Annotated in this window: 10 protein-coding genes; 3 read left to right on the forward strand and 7 right to left on the reverse strand. The window is 72.4% G+C overall.

Annotated features, from left to right (window positions below; translation table 11 throughout):
* Window positions 1–31: 31 nt before the first annotated feature.
* The 4 genes from ilvD to pepN form a co-directional block, all read right to left on the reverse strand.
* The gene (ilvD, locus tag ACFOWE_RS29930) at window positions 32–1,870 is read right to left on the reverse strand and encodes a dihydroxy-acid dehydratase (protein ID WP_377293737.1); all 1,839 of its coding nucleotides are present in this window, start codon (window positions 1,868–1,870) and stop codon (window positions 32–34) included.
* A 346-nt stretch (window positions 1,871–2,216) separates the two neighbouring features.
* Window positions 2,217–3,044: a nuclease-related domain-containing protein gene (locus ACFOWE_RS29935; protein ID WP_377293739.1), complete on the reverse strand. Its 828-nt coding sequence runs from the start codon at window positions 3,042–3,044 to the stop codon at window positions 2,217–2,219.
* Window positions 3,045–3,188: 144 nt separating this feature from the next.
* On the reverse strand, window positions 3,189–4,145 hold the full coding sequence (locus tag ACFOWE_RS29940; protein ID WP_377293741.1) for a hypothetical protein: 957 nt from the start codon (window positions 4,143–4,145) through the stop codon (window positions 3,189–3,191).
* A 120-nt stretch (window positions 4,146–4,265) separates the two neighbouring features.
* The gene (gene pepN, locus ACFOWE_RS29945; RefSeq protein ID WP_377293743.1) at window positions 4,266–6,839 is read right to left on the reverse strand and encodes an aminopeptidase N; all 2,574 of its coding nucleotides are present in this window, start codon (window positions 6,837–6,839) and stop codon (window positions 4,266–4,268) included.
* Between the two features lie 225 nt (window positions 6,840–7,064).
* Here pepN and ACFOWE_RS29950 point away from each other — a divergent pair, with 225 nt between their 5' ends.
* Window positions 7,065–7,685, forward strand: a complete 621-nt coding sequence (locus tag ACFOWE_RS29950; RefSeq protein WP_377293745.1) for a mycothiol-dependent nitroreductase Rv2466c family protein — start codon at window positions 7,065–7,067, stop codon at window positions 7,683–7,685.
* Window positions 7,686–7,919: 234 nt separating this feature from the next.
* On the forward strand, window positions 7,920–9,329 hold the full coding sequence (locus ACFOWE_RS29955) for an aldehyde dehydrogenase family protein (RefSeq protein ID WP_377293747.1): 1,410 nt from the start codon (window positions 7,920–7,922) through the stop codon (window positions 9,327–9,329).
* Window positions 9,330–9,354: 25 nt separating this feature from the next.
* Here the strand turns inward: ACFOWE_RS29955 and def are convergent, their stop codons facing one another.
* Entirely contained in the window at window positions 9,355–9,843 is a 489-nt protein-coding gene (def, locus tag ACFOWE_RS29960; RefSeq protein WP_377293749.1) for a peptide deformylase, read from the reverse strand.
* Between the two features lie 100 nt (window positions 9,844–9,943).
* Here def and ACFOWE_RS29965 point away from each other — a divergent pair, with 100 nt between their 5' ends.
* The gene (locus ACFOWE_RS29965; protein WP_377293751.1) at window positions 9,944–10,411 is read left to right on the forward strand and encodes a ribose-5-phosphate isomerase; all 468 of its coding nucleotides are present in this window, start codon (window positions 9,944–9,946) and stop codon (window positions 10,409–10,411) included.
* On the opposite strand, the gene ACFOWE_RS29970 is transcribed toward ACFOWE_RS29965, so the two are convergent.
* On the reverse strand, window positions 10,375–10,572 hold the full coding sequence (locus tag ACFOWE_RS29970; RefSeq protein WP_377293753.1) for a hypothetical protein: 198 nt from the start codon (window positions 10,570–10,572) through the stop codon (window positions 10,375–10,377). The genes ACFOWE_RS29965 and ACFOWE_RS29970 overlap by 37 nt on opposite strands.
* Window positions 10,573–10,613: 41 nt before the next feature.
* On the reverse strand, window positions 10,614–11,843 hold the full coding sequence (locus ACFOWE_RS29975; protein ID WP_377293755.1) for a GNAT family N-acetyltransferase: 1,230 nt from the start codon (window positions 11,841–11,843) through the stop codon (window positions 10,614–10,616).
* Window positions 11,844–11,886 lie beyond the last annotated feature (43 nt).

Genomic DNA, 11,886 nt, shown 5'->3' on the forward strand with positions numbered 1-11,886 from the left:
ACACCGCGGGCGGCCCGGTCCGGAAGACCGGTTACCGGGAGAGCTGCGACAGGTCGCGCGAGGCCCCGGTGGAGGCCGAGGTGGTCAGCGCGGCGTAGGCCTGGAGCGCGGCGGTCACCGGGCGGTGCCGGTCGCGCGGCCGGTAGCCGCCCAGTTCGGCCAGGAGCCGCTCACGCCGGGCGGCCAGCTCGGCCTCCGGCACCCGCAGCTCGATCGAGCGGCCCGGGATGTCGATCGCGATGACGTCGCCGTCCTCGACCAGGGCGATGGTCCCGCCCTCGGCCGCCTCGGGGGAGGCGTGGCCGATGGACAGGCCGCTGGTCCCGCCGGAGAACCGGCCGTCGGTGATCAGCGCGCACGCCTTGCCCAGGCCCTTGCCCTTCAGGAACGAGGTCGGGTAGAGCATCTCCTGCATGCCGGGCCCTCCCTTGGGGCCCTCGTAGCGGATGACGACGACGTCGCCCTCCTTCACCCGGTTGTTCAGGATGCCCTCGACCGCGTCCTCCTGGGACTCGAAGACCACCGCGGGCCCGGAGAACCGCCAGATCGACTCGTCCACGCCGGCGGTCTTGACGATGCAGCCGTCGACGGCGATGTTGCCGTAGAGCACGGCCAGGCCGCCGTCGCGGGTGTAGGCGTGCTCGATGTCGCGCACGCAGCCGCCCTCGCGGTCGAGGTCGAGGGAGTCCCACCGGTTGTCCTGCGAGTACGGCTTGACGGTCCGCACGTTGCCGGGGGCCGCGTGCCAGAGCTCCAGCGCCTCGGGCAGCGCCTTGTCCGAGCGCACGTCCCAGGAGTCGAGGTAGTCGCCCAGCGTGCCGCCGCCGACGGTGTGCACGTCGCGGTGGAGCAGCCCGCCCCGGTCCAGCTCGCCGAGGATGGCCGGGATGCCGCCGGCCCGGTGCACGTCCTCGATGTGGTACTTGTCCGTGGCCGGGGCGACCTTGCACAGGCAGGGCACCCGGAGCGAGATCTCGTTGATCTCCTTGAGGCCGAAGTCGACCTGCGCCTCCCGGGCCGCGGCGAGGATGTGCAGGATCGTGTTGGTCGAGCCGCCCATCGCCACGTCCAGCGTCATGGCGTTCTCGAACGCCTCCCTGGTGGCGATGTTGCGCGGCAGCACGCTCTCGTCGTCCTGCTCGTAGTAGCGCTTGGTGATCTCGACCAGCTGCCGCCCGGCGTCCTCGAAGAGCTTCCTGCGGGCCTTGTGCGTGGCCAGGATCGTGCCGTTGCCGGGCAGCGCCAGGCCGATGGCCTCGGCCAGGCAGTTCATCGAGTTGGCGGTGAACATGCCACTGCACGAGCCGCAGGTCGGGCAGGCGCTCTCCTCCATGGCCAGCAGCTCGGCGTCGGAGACGCTCTCGTCCGCGGAGGCGATCATGGGGTCGATCAGGTCGAGCTTCTTGCCGGGCATCTTGCCGGCCTCCATCGGCCCGCCGGAGACGAAGATCGTGGGGATGTTGAGCCGGAAGGCGGCCAGCAGCATGCCCGGTGTGATCTTGTCGCAGTTGGAGACGCAGATCAGCGCGTCCGCGCAGTGCGCGTTGACCATGTACTCGACCGCGTCGGCGATGAGCTCGCGGCTGGGCAGCGAGTAGAGCATGCCGCCGTGGCCCATGGCGATGCCGTCGTCGACCGCGATCGTGTTGAACTCGCGCGGGATCGCCCCCGCCTCGCGGATCGCCCCGGCGACGACGTCGCCGACCTCGCGCAGGTGGACGTGGCCGGGGACGAACTGGGTGAAGCTGTTGGCCACCGCGATGATGGGCTTGCCGAAGTCGCCGCCGGCTACGCCCGTCGCCCGGAGCAGGGCCCGGGCTCCGGCCATGTTCCTGCCGTGAGTGACCGTACGAGACCTGAGGGCGGGCATGACGCTTCTCCCATCATCGACATCGAGTCTTCAAATGATACGGCCCTCGCCCGCTTGGTGAGACACGCGGTCCAGTTGCCGGACGGTTGCGGAACCGGAAGCGGGGTGACGTGCGAGGCATTCCGGGCGGCCGGAGAGAGAGGCCGGAGAGAGACGGAGAGAGACGGAGAGAGACGGGGCCGGCCGGTCGCGGGGAAGGGCGGAGGGGACGGCGCGAGGAAGGGGCGCGGGCCGGCGTGCGGGTGACGCGAAGGGCGTGCGGGTGACGCGGGAGGTGTGCGGTGACGCGGTGGGCGTGCGGAGAACGCCCGGCGGACGGGCCGCCGGGCGCCGGGATCGGGGCGGATCAGCTCTCGGGATAGCGCGGGGGCAGGGCCCGCTCGGCGATCTCGTGGATCTTCGTGATCTCGGTGTCGGTGAGCGACCGCTCCCGCTTGGTGATCCACTTGCGGACCCGCGAGCCGTCGAAGACGTCGACCTGACGGACGTTGAGGACCTTCCACGGGACGGGCGGGCCGTAGATCGCCAGAGCCGGGACGACGACGATCTCGCGGCCGAGCGCCGCGCCGATCAGCTTGGAGGCCTCCTCGGCCTCCCAGCGGGCCTCGTCGAGGCGGGCCTTCTGGTCGAACGGGCCGTGGAACAGCTTGCGGTGCGACTGCACGCGGACCGGGAGCCGCTTGTCCCACTTCTCGGAGTCGACGGCGTAGACACCGGTGGGGCCGATGACCAGGTGGTCGATCTGGGCCTCGCTGTCGGGGATGGCGCGGGCGTGCAGAGTGCGGTAGCCACTGCGCTCCAGCCGCTTCAGCTGGGCCTCCGTGCGGCGCTCGGCGACCGAGGCCCGGCGCCAGGCGGGCACGCTCGAGTGCGAGCGGGCGCGCAGCACCGTGTCGGCGATCATCGCCAGCACGGCCGTGGTCACCCCCCAGCGCCAGCCGGCGAGCAGGATGCCGCCCAGCACTCCGGCGACCAGGCCGACCAGGAGACGGCGGCGGAGCGGGCGGTACCGGGGGTGGTCGAGCAGGGCGCGCAGCGGAAGGCGCTCGTCACGCGGCGCGTACGTCGACGCGGGCGCGGAGGGGCGGGCCGCCGGCCTCTCCTCGGCCGGGCGATCACCGACCCAGAGCGGTGACGTGCTGTTACCGTCTTCGGGCACATGACCGGTGTCCACGTGACTCACGGTAGCCGAAGTTTAAAGAGGGTGCCTAGTAGTCCCCAACTCACACTTTTGTGACCACGGTCACCCGCATGGAACTGCAGGGTAACGGGTATCCATTCCAATCTCTCCAGAGAACTTCCGGTCCTCCCGCCCGGTTCAGCCCTCCGCCGCCCGCAGCAGTTTCACCAGGTGGACGGTGACGTCCTCCAGCAGCGTCGAGGGGGCCACCGGGACGGCGGCCACGGCGGAGAAGAGACTCGGCAGGCCCGGCAGCGGGAACCCGTCGTCCCGGGCCGCCGCGCTGCCCACCTCGTTCTTGGCCAGCACGGTCCGGCTGCGCTCCCAGGCCTCCAGCACCTCCTCGGGGGAGGGGACCCCGAAGCCGTGGCCCACCGGGGCCGCGTGGCGCAGCCGCACCAGCGGGGTGTCGGCGAAGGCGAGCGCCACCTGTGACCGGAGCGCCAGGTCCTCGCGTGAGCCCTCCTGGACCCACTCCATCGCCGTGCAGGGGTTGCGGCAGTCGGCCACGCAGGTGGCCAGCGCGCCCGCCACCTGGCTGTGCTGCCGGTCGAAGTAGGTCCGCCAGCCCTCGGCGGGCTCGACGGCCACGCGCAGGGTCCGGTTGGCGGCCGACTGCTCGGCCTTGGTGTGGTCGCACTCGCGGTCGCCGATCACGCCGAACCGGCTGCCCGGCGCGCTCAGCCCGGCGGGCCAGCGGGCGGGGTCGCCCGCGTGGCCGAGCGCGGGCTCGAAGGCGAGCAGCGGCAGGTACTCGCTGGCGATGTGCAGGGCGGCGACCATGGGGCTGAGCTCGCGCCGGTGCCAGCGGATCGCGATCACCTCCAGCAGCAGCCCGTAGGCCGGGCGCAGCGAGTCCAGCGCGCCGCGCGGCTGGTGCCGGGGGGTCTGCGGCATGGTGCACGCCCGCGCCCGCCGCCGCAGCGCCGGGGGCACCTGCGGCGCCTCGACCGCGAAGTCCTCGGCGTCGAGGGAGAGCAGCCGCTGGCCGAACTCGCACACCGCGGCGACCTCGGGGTCGTCGGTGAGGGCTTCGAGATCGGCGAAGGCGTGCCGCCTGGCGAGCGCGACGAGCAGGTCCTGTACCGAGTCCATCAGGGGGAGGTCTCACGTTTCCCGGCGCCGCCGGCCCGCGGGGAGCCGGCGGCGCCGTGCCTAAGGGGGAGCGGCGCACCCGGCGCCCCCGCGGCCCGCGGGGGCGCCGGGCACGGCCGGTCAGGCCGCGGCGTCCCGGGCCTGGGCCCGCAGGGCGCGGCGGATGCCGTCGGCGCCCTCCATGAGCAGGCGCCTGAGCGCGTGCGGCGGGTCGCTCTCCTCGATCAGCCGCTCCGTCTCGGCGACGGTCTCGGGGGAGATGGCCAGGGCCGGGTAGCAGCCGTTGGCGAAGCTCTGCGCGCTGTCGGAGGTCCAGGACTCCCAGATCCGGCCGATCTCGGCGAAGTACCGGTCGGCGTACGGCTCCAGCAGCTCGGGGTGGCGCGGGTCCATGAAGCCGCCGATCGTCGAGCGGAGCAGGGCGCCGCTCAGCTTGCCACCGGTGATCGCCGACCAGGCGTCGGCCTTGGCCTCGGCCGTGGGCAGCGCGGCCCGGGCCAGGGCGGCGGCGCGCTCGCCGGTCGCGGTCGGGTCGCGCAGCAGCTCCTCGGCGATGTCGGCGTCGCCGAGCACGCCGCCGGAGACCAGGGCCTGGATGAGGGTCCAGCGCAGGTCGGTGTCGACGGTCAGGCCCTCCAGCACGGTCGTGCCGTCGAGCAGGCCCGAAAGGAACGCCAGGTCGTCGGCGGAGACGGCGGTGGCGGCCAGCGCGTTGACGTAGGCGAGCTGGTGGTCCGAGCCGGGCTCGGCCTCCGCGACGAGGGAGCGCAGCGCGGCGGCCAGCTGCGCCAGCCCTTCGGCGCGCCAGGCCGGGTCGGCGTACTGCTGCACGGCCAGGCGGGCCTGGCGGAGCACGGTCTGGGCGACGGTGATGTCCTTGACCGACGCGATGCCCGAGGCGACCAGCGCCACGTAGTCACGGGTGGCCATCTCGGCGTCACGGGTCATGTCCCAGGCGGCCGACCAGCACAGCGCGCGCGGCAGGGAGCCCGAGGCGCCGTCGAACCTGGCGATGCCGCCGGAGACCAGGGTGCGCAGCGAGCGCTCGTCGAGCCGGACCTTGGCGTAGGTCAGGTCGTCGTCGTTGATCAGCACCAGGTCCGGCTGGGCCTCGCCGACCAGCTCGGGCACGGCCGTACGGGCGCCGACCACGTCGAGCTCGACCCGCTTGACACGGACGAGGGCGTCACCGGAGTAGGAGTACAGGCCGATGGCGACGCGGTGCGAGCGGAGCGTCGGGTACTCGGCCGGCGCCTCCTGCAGCACCTCGAAGCCCGTGAAGCGGCCGTCGGCGTCGACCTCGAAGGACGGGCGGAGGGTGTTGACCCAGGAGGTCTCCAGCCACTGCTTGGACCACTCCGACAGGTCGCGGCCGCTGGTGCGCTCCAGCGCGCGCAGCAGGTCGGACAGCTCGGTGTTGCCCCAGGCGTGCTCGTTGAAGTAGTCGCGCACGCCCTGGAGGAAGTTGTCCAGGCCGACGTAGGCGACGAGCTGCTTGAGCACCGAGGCGCCCTTGGCGTAGGTGATGCCGTCGAAGTTCACCTCGACCGCGTGCATGTCGACGATGTCGGCGGCGATCGGGTGGGTGGAGGGCAGCTGGTCCTGGCGGTAGGCCCAGGCCTTCTCCACGTTGGCGAAGGTCGTCCAGGCGCCCTGCCCCCAGCGGGTGGCCTCGGCCTGGCAGAGCACCGAGGCGTAGGTCGCGAACGACTCGTTCAGCCACAGGTCGTCCCACCAGCGCATGGTGACCAGGTCGCCGAACCACATGTGCGCCATCTCGTGCAGGATCGTCTCGGCGCGGCGCTCGATGACGGCGTCGGTGACGCGGGAGCGGAAGACGTAGTCCTCCAGGAAGGTCACGCAGCCGGCGTTCTCCATCGCGCCGGCGTTGAACTCCGGCACGAACAGCTGGTCGTACTTGCCGAAGGGGTAGCGGATGCCGAAGACCTTGTGGAAGAAGTCGAAGCCCTGCCGGGTGACCTCGAAGATGTTCTCCGCGTCGAGGTGCTCGGCGAGCGAGGCCCGGCAGTAGACGCCCAGCGGGATGCCGTCGTGCTCGGAGGTCACCTTGTGGTACGGCCCGGCGCACAGCGCGGTGATGTAGGTGCTCATCACCGGGGTGGGCGGGAAGTGCCAGCGCTTGGCGGCCTGCAGCGCCCCGTGCCTGCCCCGGTGCTCGGCCAGTTCCTCGACCTCGTCGGGCGCCGCGTTGGAGATCACCTCCCAGTAGGAGGGCGCGAGCACGGTCAGCTCGAAGGTCGCCTTCAGGTCGGGCTGGTCGAAGCAGGCGTACATCCGGTGGGCGTCGGCCGTCTCGAACTGGCTGTGCAGGTAGACGTTCTTGTCGACCGGGTCGACGAAGCGGTGCAGGCCCTCACCGGTGCGCATGTAGGAGCAGTCGGCGTCGATCCGCAGCTCGTTGCTCTCGGCGAGGCCCGGCAGCGGGAGCCGCCCGGTCTGCGGGTCGTAGGTGCTCACGTCCAGCTCGGCGCCGTTCAGCACGGCCCTGCGCACCTTGGCGCCGGCCAGGTCGATGAACGTCTCCGCCCCGGCCCGCGCGCTGGTGAAGCGGACCGTGGTGATGCTCTCGAAGCGCTCCTCGCCCTCGGTCAGGTCGAGTTCCACCGCATACGACTGCACGCTGAGCAACCGTGCGCGCTCGCGGGCCTCGTCACGGGTCAGATTGCCTGCCACTACCGCTCCCTCGTCACAACTTCCTCCGCTCCCTTGCTGGAGGACTGCCTGAATCCTGCCATGCGGGGCAGGGGGTCGTCGCCTGGAGGATCACCGAGGCCGTCCGGCGGCCCGGACCCCGGCGGGGGCGGCGCCCGCCAGAGCGATGCGTTCCCGGAATGAAGGCGGCGCATCCCGGGTTGTGGCCCCAAGGAACATCCGCCGATCATCGAAAAGAGCTGACCCATGACCGAGCGCACTCCGGTCGATCTCTGGTTCGACCCCTTCTGCCCGTTCGCGTGGATCACCTCCCGCTGGTTGCTGGAGGTGGAGAAGGTGCGGCCGATCGAGCCGCGCTGGCACATCATGAGCCTGTACGTCCTCAACGAGGACAAGGACATCCCCCAGGAGTACCGCGAGATGATCGCCAATGCTCTCGGGCCGGTCCGCGTGGTCACCGCGGTGCAGGAGAAGCACGACTCCGAGACCGTCGGCCGCCTCTACACCGAGCTGGGGACCCGCTTCCACAACGAGGGCAGGGTCAAGCAGCCCGACACGCTCCGCCGGACCGTGGAGGAGGCGCTGGAGGCGGCGGGGCTGGACCGCGCCTTCGCCGACGCGATGGACTCCGAGGAGTACGACGCGGCGCTGCGCGCCTCGCACGCCGACGGCATCGACCGGGTCGGCCAGGAGGTCGGCACCCCGGTGATCGCGATCGGCGACGTCGCGTTCTTCGGCCCGGTCATCTCTCCCGCGCCCAAGGGCGAGGAGGCGGGCAGGCTCTGGGACGGCGTCCTGGCGCTCGCCGGCTTCGACGGCTTCTTCGAGCTCAAGCGCTCCCGGACCCGGCCGCCGCTCTTCGACTGAGCCCGGCCGCGGTACGGCGGGCGGGCACGCCCGCCGTACCGTTATGACCGTCATATATGACAAGTTCGCAATATCTTCGCTATTCACTGCTGAGCGGGAGGCTCGCCCGTATTCTTGGCGGACGAGGCGGAGGGACGCACGCGGCCACGGCATCGACTGTGAGTGACATCACTGTCACGCTGTGTGACGACAGAGACTCTCCCCTTCCACCGGTCCGCGCGCGAGGATGAGGGAATGCGTCACCTTTATCTGAACGGAGCCTGGCAGCCGTCGGCATCGGGCGAGAGCATCGACGTGGTCAACCCCGCCACCGAGGAGCTGATCGACCGTGTCCCGGCGGGCTCGCCCGACGACGTCGAGGCGGCCGTGGCCGCCGCCCGCGCGGCACTGCCGGTCTGGTCCGGAACGGCCCCCGCCGAGCGGGGGAAGGTGCTCGCCGCCGCGGCCTCGCTGATCCGGGAGCGCTCCGACCAGATAGCCAGGATCATCGCCACCGACATGGGCGCCCCGTACGGCCTGGCGATGAAGGTGCACACCCTGATGCCCGCCGGGGTGCTGGACTCCTACGCGCGCCTGGCCGAGACCTACGACTTCGACACCCGGCGGATCGGCGCCTCCCGGATCCTGCGGGAGCCGGTCGGCGTGGTCGGCGCCATCACGCCGTGGAACTACCCGCTCCACCAGATCGTGTGCAAGGCGGGCCCGGCGCTCGCCGCCGGCTGCACGGTCGTGCTCAAGCCCAGCGAGGTGGCGCCGCTGGCGGCCTTCGCGCTGGCCGGGATCTTCGACGAGGTCGGACTGCCCGCCGGGGTGTTCAACATGGTCAGCGGTCGGGGCCCGGTGATCGGCGAGGCCATCGCCGCCCATCCCGGCGTGGACATGGTCTCCTTCACCGGCTCCACCCGGGCGGGCCGCCGGGTCGCCGCGCTGGCCGCCGAGACGGTCAAGCGGGTGGCGCTGGAGCTCGGCGGCAAGTCGGCGAGCGTGGTCCTGCCCGACGCCGACCTGCCCGCGGCGGTCAGGACGACGGTGGCCAGCGCCTTCCTCAACTCCGGCCAGACCTGCTCCGCCTGGACCCGCATGATCGTCCACCGCGACCAGTACGACGAGGCCGTCGGGCTCGCGGTGGCCGCCGCCGCCGAGCACACCGTCGGCGACCCCTTCGCCGAGGGCACCCGGCTCGGCCCGCTCGTCTCCGCGGCGCAGCGCGACCGCGTGGTCCGCTACATCAACCGGGGCCAGGAGGAGGGCGCCAGGCTGGTCGCCGGAGGCACCGACCGCCCCCTGGACCGGGGTTTCTACGTGGAGCCCACCGTCTTCGCGGGGGTGGCGCCGGGCATGGTCATCGAGCAGGAGGAGATCTTCGGGCCCGTCCTGTCGATCATCCCCTACAGCCGGGGCGAGGACGAGGCCGTCGCCATCGCCGACGGCACGCCGTACGGGCTGGCGGGCGCGGTCTGGGCGGGCGACGAGAGCCGGGCGGTCGCCCTGGCGCGGCGCCTGCGCACCGGCCAGGTGGCGATCAACGGCGGGAGATTCAACCCGCTCGCCCCCTTCGGGGGGTACAAGCAGTCGGGGATCGGGCGCGAGCTGGGCGAGTTCGGGCTGGAGGAGTATCTGGAGACCAAGTCGCTCCAGCTGTGACCCGCCCGCCGCGGAGGGGGCGCCGTCAGGGGGTCTGGAGCAGGACCTTCCGGGCGGCGTCCTTGGCCAGCCGGTCGACGTAGAGCATGCCGTTCAGGTGGTCGGTCTCGTGCTGGAAGCAGCGGGCGAGCATGCCCCGCGCCCTGACCCGCACCGGCCGCCCGAGGCGGTCGACCCCGGTGACGGTGACCCCCGCGGCCCGCGGGGTCCTCGCGTACAGCGGCCTGCCCGTCTCGCGGCTGGGCACCGACAGGCAGCCCTCCTCGTCGAGCACCTCGCCGTCGTCGTCGACCGTCAGCTCGGGGTTGATCACGTGGCCCTTGCGGTTGCTGCAGTCGTAGACGAAGATCCGCTTCGACACGCCGATCTGCGGTCCGGCCAGTCCGACGCCCTGCGCGGCGTACATCGCGGCGAACATCTCGTCGACCAGCCTGCGCAGGTCGCGGTCGAAGTCCACGATCGGCTCGGTGGGCGTGCGCAGGACAGGATCCCCGATCACTCGGATGTCACGCATGTGAGGACTCCCAGATGTAAGGGCTCTATGAGCGGACCGGCTATTACTCTAGCCGGGGGCGGGCGTCCGGGCGGCCACCGGCACCTGCCAGACTGGGCTGGTGCGTGTCTACATCGGTGCCGACCATGCCGGCTATGAACTCAAGAACCACCTCGTCTCCTGGCTGAAGGAGCACGGCCACGAGGTCACGGACTGCGGTCCGTTCGTCTACGACGCCGAGGACGACTACCCGCCGTTCGTCCTGCGCGCGGCGGAGGGCGTCGCCGGAGACCCCGGCAGCCTGGGGGTCGTCATCGGCGGCTCCGGCAACGGCGAGCAGATCGCGGCCAACAAGGTGCGCGGCGTGCGCGCGGCCCTGGCCTGGAGCGAGGACACCGCCAAGCTGGCCCGCGAGCACAACGACGCGAACGTGATCAGCATCGGCGGGCGGATGCACAGCACGGAGGAGTCGACCAGGTTCGTCGAGCTCTTCCTGTCCACCCCCTACTCGGGCGCGGAGCGGCACAGCCGCCGCATCGCGCAGCTCGGCGCCTACGAGACGACCGGCGAGCTCCCGCCGCTGCCGTAGGCGGGCCTGTCCCGGCCGCCCCTGCGCGACGGCTCCCTGCGGGGCGTCTCGTCGCGCAGGGGCCTGCGGTCGGCGGCCTCCTGCTGCTCCTTCGAGGGCCGGGACACGTCCCGGGCCCGCATCGCGGTGATCGCGGTGATCTGCAAGCTCTGCAGTGCCATGCCGCCACCCTAGACGGCGCGGGCCGGGCGCGGCAGGGCCGTCAGAAGACCAGGCCCGCGCATGGCGCGGGCTCCCACGACAGCGCGGTGGACAGCTCCCGTACGGCTCCCGCCCGCAGCTCGCGCACCACCCCGGCCGCCTGCAGCGGGGTCAGCGGCCGGCCGCCCAGATAGGCCGCGCCCAGCGCGCTCACCGGCAGCGCCAGGTCGGCGGCCTCCTCCACGGGCTCGCACCGGGCCCCGGAGGCGTCGGCCGTCAGCCGCCAGCGCCGGGCGTTCCACGGGCAGACGGCGTCCGCGACCTCGACCACCACGTCCACCGGGGCCGCGTAGCGGCGCGCCGCGAGGGCCCGCCCGACGTCCACCAGCCGGACCCACAGGTCGTCGAACCAGCTCGCGCGCAGCCGGCGCGGCTCGGACAGCAGGTGGATCAGCGGGTCGTCGACCGGACGGTACAGGGCCGTGACCCGGGAGACCAGGTCGCGCTCGAGCAGGTGCCGCCAGAGCAGCGCGTAGGCGGCCGGGTCCAGCCCGAAGACCTCCTTCAGCCGCAGCTCGCCGTCCGGCTCGTCGTGCCCGGTGAAGCCAGGCTTGATCCGGAAGAGCGCGTACCCGCGCGGGCCGCCGTCGTCCTCGGCGACGACCGCCTTCAGCGGGCCCGCGCCGCCCTGGTCGGCCTCGCGGTCGGACAGGACCATGTCCCAGAACGCCGGGGTGCGGGCGTAGCGGCCGGGGCGCTCGCCGAGCGCCGCCTCGAAGACCTTCTCGAAGACCCCCCGGGCCTCGGCGGGCCGGACGACCCGCAGCCGCAGGGCCGGGTCGGCCGGGGCGTGCGCGGCCAGGGTGGTGCCGCGGGTCGGGATGTCGAAGGACAGGGTGTCGGCGGCCCTGCCGTACCCGAAGCGGCCGTAGATCGCGGCCTCGGAGGCGTAGAGCGCGGCGACCGCCTCGCCCCGCTCGCGCAGGTCGGCGAGCTGGCGGGTCATCAGTGCGGTCAACACACCCCGGCGGCGGTGCGAGGGGAGCACGCCGACCGCGGTGACGCCGCCGACCGGGATCGGGCCGCCGGGCACCGTCATGGTGAAGCTGCACACCGAAGTGACGCCCACGAGCAGGTCGCCCTCGAAGGCGCCCAGCGAGCGGTCGAACTCGGTGGTGTTCCGGAACAGCTCCACCCGGTGCGGCGGGATGGCGTTGCCGAACGCCTCCTCGTCGACGGTGATCCAGTCCGTCCAGTCGGCCTCGGTCAGCGGGCGCAGGGTGAGGTTCATTCCTCCCACGGTAGGCAGGACGGGCGAGAGGCCGCCACCCGAT

The sequence above is a fragment of the Planomonospora corallina genome (assembly GCF_042650625.1).
In the GTDB taxonomy this organism is placed as follows: domain Bacteria; phylum Actinomycetota; class Actinomycetes; order Streptosporangiales; family Streptosporangiaceae; genus Planomonospora_B; species Planomonospora_B corallina.

Coding starts and splice junctions, on each gene's coding strand:
- ACFOWE_RS29970 (WP_377293753.1), bottom strand. CDS start 10,572: ATGGCACTGCAGAGCTTGCAGATCACCGCGATCACCGCGATGCGGGCC.
- ACFOWE_RS29975 (WP_377293755.1), bottom strand. CDS start 11,843: ATGAACCTCACCCTGCGCCCGCTGACCGAGGCCGACTGGACGGACTGG.
- ACFOWE_RS29940 (WP_377293741.1), bottom strand. CDS start 4,145: ATGGACTCGGTACAGGACCTGCTCGTCGCGCTCGCCAGGCGGCACGCC.
- ilvD (WP_377293737.1), bottom strand. CDS start 1,870: ATGCCCGCCCTCAGGTCTCGTACGGTCACTCACGGCAGGAACATGGCC.
- ACFOWE_RS29955 (WP_377293747.1), top strand. CDS start 7,920: ATGCGTCACCTTTATCTGAACGGAGCCTGGCAGCCGTCGGCATCGGGC.
- ACFOWE_RS29950 (WP_377293745.1), top strand. CDS start 7,065: ATGACCGAGCGCACTCCGGTCGATCTCTGGTTCGACCCCTTCTGCCCG.
- def (WP_377293749.1), bottom strand. CDS start 9,843: ATGCGTGACATCCGAGTGATCGGGGATCCTGTCCTGCGCACGCCCACC.